At 52.5% G+C, this 16,624-nt stretch carries 13 protein-coding genes; 4 read left to right on the plus strand and 9 right to left on the minus strand.

Annotated features, from left to right (window positions below; genetic code table 11):
- Positions 1–61: 61 nt before the first annotated feature.
- The 5 genes from A1332_RS14675 to A1332_RS14695 form a co-directional block, all read right to left on the minus strand.
- Positions 62–367 carry a DUF3240 family protein gene (locus A1332_RS14675; protein ID WP_064009218.1) on the minus strand — a complete coding sequence of 102 codons (306 nt, stop codon included), beginning with the start codon at positions 365–367 and terminating at the stop codon, positions 62–64.
- Positions 364–3,426: an efflux RND transporter permease subunit gene (locus A1332_RS14680; protein WP_064009219.1), complete on the minus strand. Its 3,063-nt coding sequence runs from the start codon at positions 3,424–3,426 to the stop codon at positions 364–366. Before A1332_RS14680 ends, A1332_RS14675 begins: the two co-directional genes overlap by 4 nt.
- Positions 3,426–4,517: an efflux RND transporter periplasmic adaptor subunit gene (locus A1332_RS14685; protein WP_064009220.1), complete on the minus strand. Its 1,092-nt coding sequence runs from the start codon at positions 4,515–4,517 to the stop codon at positions 3,426–3,428. Before A1332_RS14685 ends, A1332_RS14680 begins: the two co-directional genes overlap by 1 nt.
- Positions 4,514–5,824 (minus strand): TolC family protein, encoded by a 1,311-nt coding sequence (locus A1332_RS14690; protein WP_064009221.1) that lies wholly within the window; start codon positions 5,822–5,824, stop codon positions 4,514–4,516. The genes A1332_RS14685 and A1332_RS14690 overlap by 4 nt, the downstream gene beginning before the upstream one ends.
- Before the next feature lie 129 nt (positions 5,825–5,953).
- Positions 5,954–6,349 (minus strand): hypothetical protein, encoded by a 396-nt coding sequence (locus A1332_RS14695; protein WP_064009222.1) that lies wholly within the window; start codon positions 6,347–6,349, stop codon positions 5,954–5,956.
- Between the two features lie 142 nt (positions 6,350–6,491).
- Here A1332_RS14695 and A1332_RS14700 point away from each other — a divergent pair, with 142 nt between their 5' ends.
- From A1332_RS14700 to A1332_RS14715, 4 genes are all read left to right on the plus strand, one after another.
- Complete coding sequence (locus tag A1332_RS14700; RefSeq protein WP_064009223.1) at positions 6,492–7,463, plus strand: Tim44 domain-containing protein; 972 nt, start codon at positions 6,492–6,494, stop codon at positions 7,461–7,463.
- 6 nt (positions 7,464–7,469) lie between these two features.
- Positions 7,470–8,087 (plus strand): class I SAM-dependent methyltransferase, encoded by a 618-nt coding sequence (locus A1332_RS14705; protein ID WP_064009224.1) that lies wholly within the window; start codon positions 7,470–7,472, stop codon positions 8,085–8,087.
- A gap of 98 nt (positions 8,088–8,185) precedes the next feature.
- Positions 8,186–10,174, plus strand: a complete 1,989-nt coding sequence (locus tag A1332_RS14710) for a TonB-dependent receptor plug domain-containing protein (RefSeq protein ID WP_064009311.1) — start codon at positions 8,186–8,188, stop codon at positions 10,172–10,174.
- 63 nt (positions 10,175–10,237) lie between these two features.
- Positions 10,238–10,741 (plus strand): YfiR family protein, encoded by a 504-nt coding sequence (locus A1332_RS14715; protein ID WP_064009225.1) that lies wholly within the window; start codon positions 10,238–10,240, stop codon positions 10,739–10,741.
- Between the two features lie 217 nt (positions 10,742–10,958).
- Here A1332_RS14715 and phoU read toward each other — a convergent pair whose 3' ends face one another.
- From phoU to A1332_RS14735, 4 genes are read right to left on the minus strand one after another with little or no spacing between them, the layout of a single operon-like run.
- A complete protein-coding gene (gene phoU, locus A1332_RS14720; protein ID WP_036272619.1) occupies positions 10,959–11,678 on the minus strand; it encodes a phosphate signaling complex protein PhoU in 720 nt (239 codons plus the stop codon).
- A gap of 10 nt (positions 11,679–11,688) precedes the next feature.
- Positions 11,689–12,522: a phosphate ABC transporter ATP-binding protein PstB gene (pstB, locus tag A1332_RS14725; protein WP_064009226.1), complete on the minus strand. Its 834-nt coding sequence runs from the start codon at positions 12,520–12,522 to the stop codon at positions 11,689–11,691.
- A gap of 36 nt (positions 12,523–12,558) precedes the next feature.
- Positions 12,559–14,214: a phosphate ABC transporter permease PstA gene (pstA, locus tag A1332_RS14730; protein ID WP_197491470.1), complete on the minus strand. Its 1,656-nt coding sequence runs from the start codon at positions 14,212–14,214 to the stop codon at positions 12,559–12,561.
- Positions 14,211–16,490, minus strand: coding sequence for an ABC transporter permease subunit (locus A1332_RS14735; RefSeq protein ID WP_064009228.1), 2,280 nt, complete (start codon positions 16,488–16,490; stop codon positions 14,211–14,213). The genes pstA and A1332_RS14735 overlap by 4 nt, the downstream gene beginning before the upstream one ends.
- Between the last annotated feature and the right edge of the window lie 134 nt (positions 16,491–16,624).

Here is a 16,624-nt window from a genome sequence, read left to right on the forward strand (position 1 = left end):
ATGTTTAACCGCTGTTTGCCTGAACTGTAGCATCCCCAGTACATTTCTGCATGCTTTATGCTTAGATGATGCCTTGTTCGATAGCCGGTACCAGCCAATAATGAAGTCCGGAACCGGCAAAATCCGCCTTTAGCTTAGTCAATAATGCGGAAATGTTTTGTCTTTCGACATACATTTGAAAACGAATTTTGCGTTGATGCCCTGCGACCTGCTCTGCTAGCGACAAACCCTGCTGATTGTGATCGTGAACATTGGCCGGAAAACTGGTGAAGCCCTGTCGCCATTCCAATGACAACAGGCAATCCACAATGACTTCTTCCAGGCTGGGCGGCACGCTCATGGTCAGTAAAAATGCTTCATGACTCATTTGCAATGCTCCGGATGGCGGCCGAATAGTTGATAAAGTATCGGCAACAAGATTAGGGTTAACAAAGTCGAAGATAGCAAACCACCGGTGACCACGATAGCCAGCGGCCGCTGAATTTCCGAGCCTGGTCCCGACGCAAACAGCAGTGGAATCAAACCGAACGCGGCGATGCTAGCCGTCATCAGTACCGGCCGCAACCGCCGCCCGGAGCCGATAATCACCACCCGCGACAATTCCATACCGGTCGCGCACAGTTGATTAAAATAGCTGACCATCACCACCCCGTTTAATACCGCGATGCCGAGCAGGGCAATGAATCCCACCGAAGCCGGCACCGACAGATATTCACCGGACAACCACAGCGCGAACACGCCGCCTATCATTGCCAACGGAATATTGGACAGCACCAACACCGCCTGCCGCACCGAGCCGAACGTGGAAAACAGCAACAAAAATATCAAGCCTAACGATAATGGAATCACCAGAGAAAGACGCGCGGAAGCGCGTTGCTGATTTTCAAACTGCCCGCCAAATTCAACGTGAAAACCACTGGGTAATTTGACGCGTTCAGCAACCGCCTTCCGCGCCTCCTCAACAAACCCGACCAAATCGCGACCTTCTACATTGCTGCGAATCACCACGAAACGCTGGCCTTTTTCCCGGTCTATCGAGACGACACCTTCCACCGCTTGAATCTTGGCCACGGCGGTAATCGGCACATGGTCACCGTTCGGCAAGCTGATTTGTAAATTATCGAAGTTGGCGGTGTTGCTATCCCCGCGCAGCAGCAAAGGCGTGCGCTTGTTGCCTTCCTGCACAATACCCAGTTGCACGCCTTCAATCTGCGCACGCAACATATCTTCGATGCTATTACTGTCTAGCCCGAAACGGCCGGCAGCTTCTCGATCAATACTAAGCTGGAGAAACTGCATGCCCTCATTTTTACGAGTAAACACGTCGCTGGCGCCGGGGATGGTCTTCAGCACCGTTTCAATTTGCTCCGCTTTATGATTCAAAGTATCCAGATCGGCGCCGAACAATTTGATCGCCACATCACCGCGAGTGCCGGTCAACATCTCCGAAACCCGCATTTCGATAGGCTGTGTAAAACCGAATGCAATCCCCGGCGTATGATCCATAATTTTCCGGATTTGCTCGATCAGCTCTTCCTTGGTTTCCATCCGCCATTCCGCTTTGGGCTTCAAGATCAGAAAAGTGTCGGTATCGTTCAAGCTCATTGGGTCCAAACCCAGCTCGTCGGTGCCGACCCTGGAAACTACGGTCTGTACTTCCGGAATATGCTCGAGAATGTTTTTCTGCACCCGGCCGTCCAAGGCCACCGAATCCAGCAAGGTAATTGACGGCAGTTTTTCCAGCTGCACAATGATGTCGCCTTCGTCCATCGTCGGCATGAATGTACTGCCGATTTGGGTGAATACCAATACGCTTGCCACCAACATGGCGCCGGCGCCGATAAAGACTTTTTTGCTGTTAGCCAAACACCAGGCCAGAACGGGCTGATACCACTGCAACAGTTTGCGCGGCAACCAGGGCTCCTCATGCGACACCTGTTTCAGCAACAACGAAGCCAGCACCGGAATCACGGTTAATGACAAAATCAGCGAACCGCTTAACGCAAATACGATAGTCATCGCCACCGGCCCGAACAGCTTGCCTTCCAGCCCCTGCAAGGTCAACAGCGGCAAGAACACGATGATGATGATCAATATGCCCGAAGTAACCGGCACCGCCACTTCGCGGGTGGCGCGATAAATCAGGTGCAATCGCGGTAACCTTTCGGCCTTTTGATGATCGGCCAGTTGAGTAATCACGTTTTCCACGACCACCACCGCGCCGTCCACCAACATCCCGATAGCTATGGCCAAACCACCTAGGCTCATCAGATTCGCCGACATGCCAAACGCGTGCATCAGGATGAAGGTCACCAACGCCGCCAATGGCAAGGCCAATGCCACGGTCAACGCGGCGCGCAAATCGCCTAAAAACAGAATCAGCAACACCACTACCAAAACGATGGCTTCCAACAAGGCTTTGGATACGGTGTTTACCGCCTTACCCACCAGTACGCCACGGTTATAAAACACATTGATATGCACACCTTCCGGCAAGCTCGGTTGCAATTCCGCCAACTTGCTTTCCAGTTGTTCAATGGTCTTCCGGGCATTGGCACCGCGTAAACTAAGCACGACCGCCGTCACGGCTTCGCCGTTGCCGTCCTTACTAACCGCACCATATCGGGTCAACGCACCGATTTTTACCTCGGCAATATCTTCCACTCGAGTCGGCAAGCCCTCGTGTTGCGCCACCACAATGGCCTTCACATCCTGCTCGTTCTTGATACGGCCTTCGGCGCGCACAATCAGCGCTTCTTCGCCCTCGGTCAGACGTCCGGCGCCGTCGTTGCGATTATTATTTTGCAAAGCCGCTTTTAATTGCTGGGTATCGATATTTCGAGACGCCATGCGAATATTGTCAGGCACCACTTCAAAGCTGCGCACCAGCCCGCCCAGCGCATTCACATCCGCCACTCCGCTTACGGTACGCAGAGCGGGGCGGATGGTCCAATCCAGTAATTCTCGCCGTTGCATCAGAGTTAAATCGCCACCCTCAATAGCGAACATGAACATCTCTCCAAGCGGCGTGGTCATCGGCGCGATGCCGCCTTGCACACCTTCCGGTAAGTTACCCCACAAGGCGTTCAGCCGCTCCGCGACTTGTTGTCTGGCCCAGTAAATGTCGGTGCCTTCTTCAAAGTCCAGCGTAATATCGGTAATGGCATATTTAGCCAGCGAGCGCAGCATGGTTTGATGCGGAATGCCCAGCAATTCAACTTCAATCGGCGCGGTAATTCTTGCTTCCACTTCTTCCGGCGTCATGCCGTTGGCTTTCACGATAATCTTGACCTGCGTCGGTGACACCTCCGGAAATGCGTCGATAGGAATATGTTTAACCGCATAATAGCCGCCGCCCATAAGCAGCAGCACACCCAGTAAAATCAACAGCCGTTGGGTCAACGCAAAGCGAATTAACCCGGCCATTATTTGCCGCCTCCCAGACCTAACCAATTGGCTTTCAAGGCCACCGCGCCTTTTGTGGCAATTTGCTCGCTGCCGGACAACGGCCCGCTGATCAGGGAATTGGCATCCTGCTTACCGGTAACCGTCACTTCGGCCACTGCAAAACCGTCTTGATTACGCACGAACACATAGGCGTGACCTTCGTTTTGCGCAATTGCTGTATTGGGCACGATAAATCCGGTTTGTACGCTGTTTTGCATGATCTGCACATTGACGTTTTGTCCCACGCGCAAACCCTCGGCTGCACCATCGATTACCGCTCTAGCCAACACCGTTTGATTGTCGCTATTGACGCTTTGACCCAACAAGCTAATTTTGGCCGTGATCTCGCTGCCTTCCAGACGCACCGAATCGCCGAGCCGAATACCGCTCAAGCGCTCTTGTGGAATATTGATTTCCAGCCACAGCTCGGACAAATCGGCAATCCGATACAGCGGCGCCTGTATATCCAGGCGCGCGCCTAGACTGGTCAGACGCTCCAGCACCACACCGTCGATGGGCGCGCGGATACACAAACGATTGTCCAGCTTATGATTTTGCCCCAAGCTTTTAATCTCGGCGGCCGACATTCCTGCCAACGCCAGCAGTTGCCTGGCTTCGTCAGCCTTGGCCGATTTGCTGCTGTGCAGCATTTGCGTTTCCTGCCAGCGCCGTTCGGCAATTACGCCTTCTTGTAATAATTTTTGATCGCGGCTGCGTTCCTGGCCTGATAAATTCAGTTCGCTAGCGGCGGTTAAAAATGCTTGTTGTAATCCAACAAGTTCCGGGCTGTTCAACTGCGCCAACAGTTGGCCCTTGTGTACCCTGTCGCCAATATTGACCGGCAATTGGGTGACCAATCCGGGCTGACTGCTGCTGACCAATACCTCCCGATCCGCAGGCACCACCACTTTACCGGGTGCGTAAAACAACGGAATTTGTCGACTGGCAGTTAGCTGCGCAACTTTTATATCTAAGTTGTCGATTTGCTGCTGGGTAATCTTAATCTGGGAATCTTGAGCAAACGCGCTTAACGCCTGCGCCAATAACAAGCCGAAGATTAGCCTCCTCATGGTTGCACGCCTACCGCTTGATTGTAGAACGCGATATTGCGCTGCAATTTAACCTCTTGCAGTTTGGCGTTGCGTATCGCTTCCAGGCTGCGGGCCTGGATTTTCAATAAGTCCAATAAATTGATTTCGCCCGCCGAAAAGCTGATTTCAGTCATTTTCAGATGGGTTTCGGCGATTTGTTTCAGTTCGTTGGCGATCACCAGCTCCGCCCGCGTCACTTCCAGCGAGTGCTCGGCTTCGTGCAGATTTTTCTCCAATTGCCGGTAAAGATGCTCGCGTTGAGCCTTAGCATTGTTCAGTTCCAGATTCACCTTCGCGATTTCCGGCGCGTTATAGGCCTCGCCGCCGAATAGCATCACCACGCCGACGCCGACACTCTCGATGTCTTGCCCGCTGCGGCCATCCCGCTGGCTTTTCGCGCCTACACTGAGCTTCGGTTGATTGATCGGATCGGTGGTTTTGGTCCATTCGATTTCCGCTTGTTTGCGGTCGATGATGGCATTTATAGCTTCCAGCATCGGATGATGACCGTTCACTTCGGCAATATCGCTTTGTTTTTCCTGATAATTACCAGGCACCCGCGATAAAGTAGTCAAGCTGGCATAAGCTTTACGGCTATGCATTACCTCCGCCTCGGCTTGGGTTACCAGTGCGCGATTTTGTAGATATTCACCCTTGGCCAGCAACAAATCCGCGCGCGGCAAATCGCCCAGTTCGACCCGGCGCTCGACTTTTTTCATCAATTGCTCGGCAATCGACAAGGCATTTTGCGCCTGTTGCAAACCGATGTTGGCGATTTCCATATTCCATAAAGCGTCCCTGATCAAGCGTGTGACTTCCAACTTAACCGCTGCCGATTGCTTTTGCGCGGAAACGTCAGCCCGTTCCGCAACGGCCCGACCGGCATCGCGCTGTCCCCATTTCCAGGTAGTGATTTCGACTTGAGCGGATGCCTCGCGCGAACCCAGGTCGTCGGCAATTCTGTCATCCATGTAATTCAAGCCAACAGCCGTGGAGCCAGCCACCCAAGCATCGCTGCGTTCGGCCAAGGCGTTGGCTTCCTGGACCAAGGCTTCGCCAACTAAGCGATCCGGGTATTTTTCCAAGGTTATTTCTATTAATTGCGACAAGCTCAGCGAATGATCGGTCTCTATCGGATCCATATGCTCGACGATCAAATTTTCCGAAAACTTTTCGCCGTGGGTCGCCGCTAAGCTCTCTCCGACAGCGTTTATTTCGGCAAGGCAAGGCGCCGTAACCAGCAGTAAAACAGGTAAACCGCGTTTTAAGTAACGGTATCCATTCATGGAGCACTCCAAAGCAATAATTGAATAAGGCTGTGCAGCCAAAGGCCTGAGGGGCTTTAGCTAAAATTGTGGGACTAGGGGGCTGCTACGTATTAACTAAGCCCGCTGCGACAGCGGAGCCTACCCCTTTCAGAGCGGCGGCGCGCGGGATGGATTGTGACTGAGTAAGGGGTCGGGCGCGAACAGCGGAATATGCGGAGAAAAATTAACGGTATCGATTTGGCGCATAATTGCCAAATCGGGAACTAAGCTAACCATCAGATAGAAAACCGGCGTCAACCTGTCCAGCCATTGCTGCTGTTTGATAGCGGCGCCTAGATTGACAATACTATTTTGAATTTGCAGATCGTGATCGACAGCCATAAATGCGGGGTCGTCATCATGATCGATATGCAGCGCCTCGAATTCGTGCAAATGCAGACCTCCCTGCATGGCATCTCTACCCACGTGGGCATGCACCAAGGGTGCCGCCACTTGCAAAAGCAGCAAAAACATAACTAGAAATTGACGCAAATATGCAACCATTTATGTTTTCAGAATGTCTGTGAGGTGTCGTTAATCAGTAAACGGCGGTTGTATAGGGCAATGCGAAAGGCTATTCTACTTGAATTACACGATTTTACCCCGATTATCGGCATACATTTATTCACTTTAGGCAAACATTCCTATGAACAGAAAGATCGGTACCTTGGCAACATTATTCATTGCGCTGGCCTTACTGCTAGGCAGTGTCCAGGAAGCTCAGGCGAAACGCATGGGCGGCGGTAAGTCTTTCGGTAGCAAGCCGAGCTATAGCACGCCTTTTCAACGCTCCACCTCGCCCGGCGGAGCCAGCAGCCAGCCGACTCGTTCGGCTAGCCAGCAACAAGCCGCCGCACAAAATCAAACAGCCAGACAAAACTGGGCTGGTCGCGGTGGACTGATGGGCATGCTGGGTGGCTTGGCGTTGGGCGGTCTATTGGGCTCCTTGTTCTTCGGCGGCGCATTCGAAAACATCAATCTGATGGACATGCTGCTATTTGCCGGCGTCGCCTATCTGCTGTATCGCTTGTTTGCGGCCAGATCACGTCAGCAACCCGCCGCGCCGACCGGTTACGGACCAACTCACTCACAACCAGCGGAATCGCAAACTTATTATCGCGAGAACCAGCAGCCGGCAGGCGGCGGCTCCGGTTTCGATACCGACGTGCTGTTCAAAAAAGGCAGAACGGCAGGATCAAATAGCAGCGACTATCAACAGCCCGCTGGCTTCGACGCGAACAACCTACCGGCTGGATTCGATCAGCGCGCCTTTTTAAGCGGTGCCGAAAGCGCGTACCGTCACTTGCAAGCAGCTTGGGATAGTCGCGACTTGGCGGAAATCCGCGGCCTGACGACAGACAAGGTATTTGTGGAAATTCAAGAACAATTGCAAGCATCCAGTGCCAGCAACAAAACCGACGTGCTGAAACTCAACGCCGAATTAATTGACGTACGCGAAGCCGGCACAGAACTGGAAGCGGTGGTCATGTTCGACGCGCTGATCTGCGAAGACGGCGGTAAGGCCGAACCCATCAAGGAAGTATGGCATTTCGTCAAACCCATAAACAGCAAACAAACCCGGTGGTTCCTGGACGGCATTCAGCAATTAGGGGAATAAGCCGGCATGGCGGTGGACAGCAGTAAAGTAAGACAACGCTACGATAGGCTGGCGCCTTATTTCGATGGCTTGGAAGGCTTTCTGGAAGGTTTGCTGTTTCGCCGTTTACGTAAAAAGCTCTGGTCGCAGGTTAGCGGCGCCCACGTTTTGGAAGTAGGGGTGGGAACGGGGAAAAATTTCCCGTTCTACCCTGATGACGCCCGGATCACCGGTGTCGACTTCAGCCCGAAAATGCTGGAAATGGCCCGCCGTAAACAACAACGCAAACAGATTGCTGTCGATCTGGCTTTGATGGATGTGCAGGCTCTGGATTATGCCGATAACAGTTTCGATACGGTCATAGCCAGTTTTGTGTTCTGTTCGGTACCGAAACCCAGAAAAGGCCTGAAGGAGCTCTATCGCGTTTGCAAACCCGGTGGTCAAGTGCTGTTGTTGGAACACGTATTAAGCTCAAACAAAGTGGTGGCTATGCTGATGAATTTGTTCAATCCGCTGGTTGTGAACATCTTGGGCGCCAATATCAATCGACAAACTCTAAAAAGCGTGCAGGCCTGCCCGTTCCAAAAAATATTTGTCGACCCCGCCAGTAGCGACATGATCAAGCTGATTCGCGCCATCAAGTAAATCTCCGTCACAAACCCACTAAATAGGGCGGTTTTTACTATTTTATCGCCGCCGTCTACAATGAACGCGTGCTTAATCGGGCGTAAATGACGGTAACTATGGCAAATAAGTTAAAATTGACGAGCAAAATTCAGCGCTTAGCGCTTTTCTGTATTGCCCTGCGGACCGCCGCCCCAGTCGGGGCGGACGATAACCTATCCCATCTAAAAGCCTTATCTCTGCAGGAGTTGAGTGCGACGACCGTTTCCATCGCCGCGAAAAACCAACAACCTATCAGCGAAACCCCATCGGCAGTATTTGTTATCAGTCATGAAGAAATCAGACGTTCCGGGATGCAGTCGATTCCGGAACTGCTGCGCAAAGTGCCTGGCCTGGAAGTCGCTCGGGTGGATGCCAATCAATGGGCGGTTAGTAGTCGCGGCTTTAACGGTATCAATGCCAACAAGCTGTTGGTGATGATGGATGGACGTACCGTTTACGATCCGCTGAACTCCGGCGTTTACTGGAACGAGCAGGACTACCCGCTGGAAGACATAGACCGTATCGAGGTGATTCGCGGCCCTGGCGCCACGCTGTGGGGCTCCAACGCCGTCAACGGTGTCATCAATATCGTCACTCGTTCCGCTCAGGAATCGCAAGGCGTATTGCTGTCAGGCGGCACCAGCAGGGAAGAACCCGGATTCGGCACCTTTCGTTATGGCGGCCGGCTCAATCCGGATTTTAATTACCGAGTCTACGGTAAATACAATCATCGCGAGGATTTTCATTTCGGCAACGGCGAAAAAGCCAACGACAGCCTGGACATGGGCCGCGCCGGTTTTCGCAGCGACTGGACCCCGGACGCCCGCAAAAACCTGATCGTACAAGGCGACTATTTCAATGGCGACATGCAGCAATCGCTAAATAGCCTCGACCCGGTATCGCCAATTAGTGCCGACAATACCAAAAAACATGGCGGTAACCTGCTGTTACGCTGGCAGCAAACCCTGGAAAACGATAGCCGCTTACAAATCCGCAGTTATGTCGATCATGCCGTTCGCAACAATAGCCGATTGGACTATAGACGCAGCACCTTCGATCTGGATCTACAGCATGATTTCAGTTGGCGAGCTCACAACGTCACTTGGGGCGCCGGTTATCGATTCAATAGCGATCAACTGTCACAAAAACAGGCCTTGCTGCGTTTCGACCCGTCCCAACGCGATGTACATTTGTTCAACGTCTTTGCCCAAGACGAATGGCGATTTCTTGCTGACGAACTGCGCTTGATATACGGCAGTAAAGTTGAACACAACGATTTCACCGGTTTTGAAATCCAGCCTTCCGCCCGGTTATTGTGGCTGCCCAATCGGCAGCACAGCCTGTGGGGTGCAGTGTCTCGAGCGGTGAGGGTACCGGCACGGGTCGATCACGATGTGAATGTTTTGTTCAATGTAGGGCCCGGCACCACAGCCAACGTGATGGGAGACGATAATTTCGACTCGGAAAGCGCGATTAGTTACGAGCTGGGTTACCGATTTTTCCCCAGCGACGCGTTTAACCTGGATACCACGCTGTTTTATAGCGATTACGGCCGGCTCAGCACCACCGAACCGCAAACGCCGCTTGTAAACGGGGATAACATCACTATCCCGTTTCTGATCGCCAACAAGGCAAACGGTGAAGCCTATGGTTGGGAAACAGCACTGAATTGGCGGGTTTCTGAACGCTGGCGATTACAAGGTAGTTACAGCCTGTTTGCGATTGCCTTGCACCAACGCGACGGCAGCCTGGATAGTGCCGCAACAGTCGCTGAAGGCAATAGCGCCCGCAACCGTTTCAATCTCAGCTCCTACTTCAATCTGCCGTATCAATTGGAATTCGATGCGCATTGGTATTACACCGACCACTTGATCAATCAAGTACCGGCCTATCATCGTCTGGATTTGCGTTTGGGCTGGCAGCCGAATCTGCATTTCGAACTGGCTGTCGGTGCACAGAATTTGCTGGACAACCGACACCTGGAGTTCAGCCCCTATATAGACAACGCCGTGATCAGTAGCGAATTCGAACGCAATTACTATCTTAAAGCCACGGTGCGCTACTAGATGCGGTATCCGAGCCTGCACACGGTCTTGGCAAACACACGTGCAGTTGTGCGGCGGTGTCTATTGCTACTATTGTTGGGCTGTTTACCGCCGCTGCAATCGGGCAGAGCAGACGAGCCGCGCTTTAACGAGACGGAACTTAAAGCAGCCTACCTGTATAACTTTGCTTACTTCATTACCTGGCCGACGACCAATAAGGCGTTTCTGTTTTGCAGTTACGCCAATTCGCCGGTCACCGGCGTACTGGCAAAGCTGATCGAAGGTGAGCGGGTAAACGATTTACCGATTCGGCTGATTATCGACCCAATACCCGATCAATTACACGAGTGCCAAGTGATTTATATCCCGGCGCAACAAGAAAGAATTCTCGCGGCGACCCTGGAATTTGTCAGACCTTTTCCGGTGTTGACGGTCAGCGACATCGCCGATTTCGAGCATCGTGGCGGCATGATCCGCCTGGCTAACGACGGCCTTCGTGTTCAACCGGTTATACAACTAAAAAATGTGACGCGAACCGGGCTGGCGATTAGCTCCAAACTGTTGCGCAGTTCGCGGCTGATTGAATAGCTGCCGGTAAACGGCAATTCTCTGAACAATTATGGTCATCGCTCAACGTTTGACTGAATTTCGCCACCGTAAAAAGTGGCTTGTTGCCTGATTTATATCGATGCGGACGAATGCCGGCGCATGATTTTGGAACTGATGGGCGGCGCACCCAAGTGTCTAGCCAAGCAAATCAGGGTAGAGGATTGACCGTTACCCTGAATCAAGCTGGCACTATTAACTAGCGAACCGAATTAACGGTACGTTCCAGTTCTTCCCGGCTGAGATGGCGCACATCCTTGCCTTTCACCATGTATATCACCTGCTCGCAGACATTGCAGGAGTGATCGCCAATCCGCTCCAGGGCGCGGGCAGCCCACAACATATCCAGGGCCCTGGTGATGTTACGCGGATTTTCCATCATTTGCGTGATCAACTGCCGGGTGATGCTGGTGTATTCCCGGTCTACCTTGGCGTCCTGCTCGGTGATGGCAATTACTTCCTCGACATCGTTTCTGGCGTAGGCGTCCAAGGCGCCGTTCAGCATGTCCTTGACCAAGTTCAGCAGATGTTCGATTTCGTAATACTTGTCCTGATAATAATCGGCACCTTCCAGACGCATGGTCATTTTGGCGATACGCGCAGCTTCGTCGCCGATGCGTTCCAGGTCGGTGATGATTTTGATGGTGGCAATCAACATGCGTAAATCAAAAGCCGCCGGCTGGCGCTTGGCCATGATTTCGGTGCATTCGTGGTCGATGTCTTTTTCCATCTCGTTGACATATTGATCCTGCTGCACCACTTTCTCGGCATTTTCCATGTCGTTACCCATGAAAGCCTTGGTCGCCAGATCAACTTGCTGCTCCACCAGACCGCCCATGGTCAGCACTTTGTTGCGAATGTCTTCCATCTCCTCGTTGAATTGACGGGAAATGTGCTGTTTAATTTTGCTGTTATCCATTGTCTACCTCCTAGCCGTACCTGCCGGTAATGTAATCTTCTGTTTGTTTTTTCGCCGGATTGGTAAACAACTCGCTGGTTTCACCAAATTCGATTAATTCGCCCATGTACATAAATGCGGTGAAATCGGATACCCGCGCCGCCTGCTGCATATTGTGGGTGACGATCACTATCGTATATTTTTCTTTCAATTCGTTAATTAATTCTTCGATTTTCAAGGTCGAGATTGGATCCAGTGCCGAGGCCGGCTCGTCCAGCAAGATTACTTCCGGCTCGATGGCAATCGCCCGGGCAATCACCAACCTTTGCTGCTGACCGCCGGACATACCTAAGGCATTGTCGTTCAAACGGTCTTTCATCTCATCCCATAACGCGGCGCCACGCAAGGATTTTTCGACCACTTCGTCGAGAATGCGCCGGTCATTGATGCCCTGAATCCTTAGGCCATAGGCGACGTTTTCGTAAATGGTTTTCGGAAACGGATTGGGTTTTTGAAACACCATCCCCACTCGCCGGCGCAGAGCCGCAACGTTGACCGATTTATCGTAAATATCATCGCCATCCAGCAGAATCTTGCCTTTGATGGTGACGCCGTCGACCAGATCGTTCATCCGGTTGATACAGCGTAACAGCGTCGATTTACCGCAGCCGCTGGGGCCGATATAGGCGGTCACCTTCTTGTGCGGCATCTCCATATTCACGCTGTGCAAGGCCTGCTTCTGGCCGTAGAACAAATCCAGATTTTCGACTTTGATGCAGGTTTCCAACTGCTCAACGCTTTTTCTGTCTTCCCTTTTCAACGCGCTAATGTCAATGGCGTGGGTATTCTTTTGGGCTGTTGTCATGGTATAGGGTCCAGTCTTCCGGATGGATATGCGAATTTAATTTTCCAGGGCGCGGTATTTTTCCCGCAAATTGTTACGTATCGAGATAGCGAACATATTCAGACCGATAATCACCATCACCAGTAGCAGGGACGTGGCGTAGACCAGGGGTCTGGCTGCTTCGACATTAGGGCTCTGAAAGCCGACGTCGTAAATATGAAACCCTAAATGCATAAACTTTCTATCCAAATGCAAATAAGGGAAATTGCCGTCCAAAGGCAAGGTCGGCGCCAGTTTCACTACGCCGACCAGCATCAACGGCGCTACTTCGCCAGCCGCACGTGCCACCGCTAAAATCAAGCCGGTCATGATCGCCGGACTAGCCATCGGCAATACCGTGCGCCACAGGGTTTCGGCTTTGGTTGCGCCCAGCGCCAAGCTACCTTCCCGAATCGATTTGGGAATCCGCGACAAACCCTCCTCGGTAGCCACGATTACCACCGGCAAAGTCATCAGAGCCAGCGTCAACGAGGCCCACAACAATCCGGGCGTACCGAAAACCGGCGCCGGCGCCGCTTCCGGGAAAAACAAGCGGTCGATATTGCCGCCGATGATATACACGAAAAAGCCCAAACCAAACACACCGTAAACGATGGACGGCACGCCGGCCAGATTGTTAACGGCAATTCGGATCACGCGGGTGATAAAACCCTGCTTGGCATATTCGCGCAGATAAACCGCCGCGATTACCCCGAACGGCGTGACGACGACCGCCATCAGCATTACCATCAACACGGTACCGAAAATCGCCGGAAAGATACCGCCTTCGGTATTGGCTTCACGCGGTTCGTCGCTGACAAACGTGGCGAAGTTACCGACATATTCGATACATTTGTCCAACACGCTCATCGTATTGGGGCGCGTCATTTTTACCACCCGATTCAAGGGCAGGCTAATTTCTTTTTGCCCGGCTTCCGCAACCACCAGGCTATAGCGTTTGCTTTCCTTGCTCAGCTTGCTGATTTGTTGCTGGATGACTTGGTATTGCTTTTCGTAAGTCTGTTTTTGCGCGGTAAACTCCTGCTTGGCCGCATCGTTCCAGGCGTTTTTCAGTTCCAGCCCACGCTGCTTCAACCGCAGACGCTCCAATTCATAGTTGATCGCACCGACTTCGTGATCCTGCAAACTATCGATTTCGTCGTGCTGCTCCAGCACTGTCGCCAATTTCTGTTGCGCAATCTGCCAGGCTTGCTCGCCTTGGGCGATTACCGCGCCGTCTTCCTTAACCGCCAGCAATCGGCCATAGAAATTACCCCACTCGCGGCGTTCGACCATGATCAAATCGTCAGGTGTGGATTGGGCATGGATATATTGCTGTTGGATCCAGCGAAAATCGCTACCGAGAATATCGCGATTACCGGTTTTTACCAGATGCTGCACCAAGTATTCGCCGTTATCCAATAGCTCATGCCCCGCGGCCCTGGCTTGCGCGGCGGGCAATAGCGACGTGGCCACCGCTTCGCCGATAATGGCGCTCTCCGGGCCATCGCGATCTTGGTAGCGATATTCGATGATGTCGGCCGGCCAGAAATGCCCTAAGCCCCGCACTGCAATCAACAGCAGCAAGCCTACCACCAATATCAGATTCAAACTGACCGCGCCGGCGGTCATCCATATCCAGGGTGAACCGCTCTTAAACCATGCTTTCATCATAATGAGCTGTATTTTTGTCTTAGATTCTGCCGAATAACTTCAGCCAGCGTGTTGACTACAAAAGTGAACATGAACAGCACCAAGGCCGCCAGGAACAACACCCGGTAGTGGGTGCTGTTCACTTCCGATTCCGGCATTTCCACCGCGATATTAGCCGACAGTGTGCGCAGACCCTGGAAAATACTCAAATCCATTACCGCGGTATTGCCGGTGGCCATCAACACGATCATCGTCTCGCCAACTGCACGGCCGAAACCGATCATGATCGCCGAGAAAATGCCGGGGCTGGCAGTCAGCAACACCACCTTAGTCATGGTTTGCCAGGGCGTGGCGCCCAGCGCCAGCGAGCCGGTGGTTAAATGCTTGGGCACGCTGAAAATCGCGTCTTCGGCAATGGAGAAAATCATCGGAATTACCGCAAAACCCATGGCTAAACCGACTACCAGCGTGTTGCGCTGATCGTAACCAATGCCGAATTCCTCGCGCATCCAGGTCCGTAAATCGCCGTTAAAGCACAAGGCTTCGATGGACGGGCTTAGCTGAAAAGACAGCCAGGCGCCGAATATCACCACCGGGATAAGCACCACCGCATCCCAGCCGTCGGGAATTTTGTGGCGAGCTTGTTCCGGTAAGAATTGCCAAAAATAGGCAAAAACCATCACGGACAGCGGCACGATCATCAATAACGCAAAAATCCCGGTGAGATTGGCTTCCACGAAAGGCGCCAGCCACAAACCGGCCAAAAAGCCCAAAATCACGGTCGGCAATGCGCCCATGATTTCCACCCCCGGCTTCACATACTGACGCACGCTCGGCGCCATGAAATAACCGGTATAAATCGCGCCGAACAAGGCCAGCGGCACGCCCATCAACATCGCGTAGAACGAGGCTTTTAAGGTACCGAACACCAGCGGCGTCAAACTCATTTTCGGTTCGAAATCGTTGCTGGCCGCCGAGGATTGCCAGATGTAATCGGGTTTTGGATAACTTTCGTACCAGACCTTGTTCCATAACGAACTCCACGATACTTCCGGATGTTCGTTTTCAATAGTCCAATGATTGATTTTGCCATCTTCAGACTGCAACAGCATGGCATTGGCCCGCGGCGACAAGGTCACAGATACGGGTTTCCCGCCGGCGATTTTTTCCTTGATCAATTCCCGTTCGGCGGTGGAACTGTAGATCCCGATCTCACCGTTGGCGTCGGCTGCCAGCATACCTTTGCGGCGCTGTTCCGGATTGATGGTAATAATCGGTGCGTCGGACACCTTAAACGCACGCAGTTTTTCAATGCTGAAATGGTTTTGCTGATCGCGGACCATGGACCATTGCGCCATCACTCCGCTGGTATCGCCGATCAACAGCGAAATGTCGCCGTTCAAAAACTCCATACTGCTGATTTGCACACCTTGGTTCAGCACATTCAGTTTATGTTTGATCTCGGGCTTGCTCTTATCGAGAATGTCGACCACGGTTAAATCCCCGGCACGGCTGGCCAGATACAGATTGCGCAGTTCTTTATCCAGCAAGATGAAATCCACTTCATCCGCAGCCATCTCGATCACCGAATCGGTGGCTTCCCAAGTGGCTTCGTCGTCGAACAGCGATTCTTTTTTACTCAGACTGCTCAATACCATGCGGTTATCGGCAGTTTTTGCCAGCAAAGTGCTGTTTTTATCGCCTAACTTCACCGCCAGTTTGGTTAGCGCCTGACCTTGCTTATCCACCACCAGCGGTTCGGTGCCTAGCGGATATTGGATAGCGGGGGTAATTACCCGCTTGCCATTGGGATATGACAGTTTGTAATCGTGTTTAACCACCACGGCACGACCATCCGACAAACCAAAGGCGATGACACCTTTATCGACGCCGCCATGGGCGTAACTGGTGATTTGCACTTGCTCAGGGACAGGTAATGCTTCGGTGCGAATCAGCTGACCGGTGGCGACGCTAAAAAATATCGCTTTGCCGGTGTCGGTAAAACGCACCGCCACTTCGTTCTGCTCTTCCATGGACAGAAATACGGTATTGCCCAGCGCCTGCTCGGGCACGTCGTAACGAGCGACCGCTTCCGCGTGGGATGGCAGCAATATCGGAAACACCACATACAACAGGTAAAAAAAGATCAACACCACGGCGAGGATAATACTCAAGCCGCCGGCTACCACGCCGCGAGCGACCATCTTGTCTTTGAGCAGCCGCCAGCGCTGGTAACGGTCGCTGGTCGCTGTCTGAAACAGCGTGGCTTTCGTTTGAGTAGAATGGGCTTCAGTCATAACAAGGTATCGTTGGTTAACAAAGCGGCGCCGGACAATCGCAACGCATTCAGAGACAAAAAAGCCGATAAAACTTAGGAATTATCGGCTTGATATTATACAAGATCATCCGCCATTACTTGGCGAGAGGAGGT

Origin of the sequence: Methylomonas methanica (assembly GCF_001644035.1) — a bacterium.
Lineage (GTDB): Bacteria > Pseudomonadota > Gammaproteobacteria > Methylococcales > Methylomonadaceae > Methylomonas > Methylomonas methanica_A.

Coding starts and splice junctions, on each gene's coding strand:
- A1332_RS14675 (WP_064009218.1), bottom strand. CDS start 367: ATGAGTCATGAAGCATTTTTACTGACCATGAGCGTGCCGCCCAGCCTG.
- A1332_RS14680 (WP_064009219.1), bottom strand. CDS start 3,426: ATGGCCGGGTTAATTCGCTTTGCGTTGACCCAACGGCTGTTGATTTTA.
- A1332_RS14685 (WP_064009220.1), bottom strand. CDS start 4,517: ATGAGGAGGCTAATCTTCGGCTTGTTATTGGCGCAGGCGTTAAGCGCG.
- A1332_RS14690 (WP_064009221.1), bottom strand. CDS start 5,824: ATGAATGGATACCGTTACTTAAAACGCGGTTTACCTGTTTTACTGCTG.
- A1332_RS14695 (WP_064009222.1), bottom strand. CDS start 6,349: ATGGTTGCATATTTGCGTCAATTTCTAGTTATGTTTTTGCTGCTTTTG.
- A1332_RS14700 (WP_064009223.1), top strand. CDS start 6,492: ATGAACAGAAAGATCGGTACCTTGGCAACATTATTCATTGCGCTGGCC.
- A1332_RS14705 (WP_064009224.1), top strand. CDS start 7,470: ATGGCGGTGGACAGCAGTAAAGTAAGACAACGCTACGATAGGCTGGCG.
- A1332_RS14710 (WP_064009311.1), top strand. CDS start 8,186: ATGGCAAATAAGTTAAAATTGACGAGCAAAATTCAGCGCTTAGCGCTT.
- phoU (WP_036272619.1), bottom strand. CDS start 11,678: ATGGATAACAGCAAAATTAAACAGCACATTTCCCGTCAATTCAACGAG.
- pstB (WP_064009226.1), bottom strand. CDS start 12,522: ATGACAACAGCCCAAAAGAATACCCACGCCATTGACATTAGCGCGTTG.
- pstA (WP_197491470.1), bottom strand. CDS start 14,214: ATGATGAAAGCATGGTTTAAGAGCGGTTCACCCTGGATATGGATGACC.
- A1332_RS14735 (WP_064009228.1), bottom strand. CDS start 16,490: ATGACTGAAGCCCATTCTACTCAAACGAAAGCCACGCTGTTTCAGACA.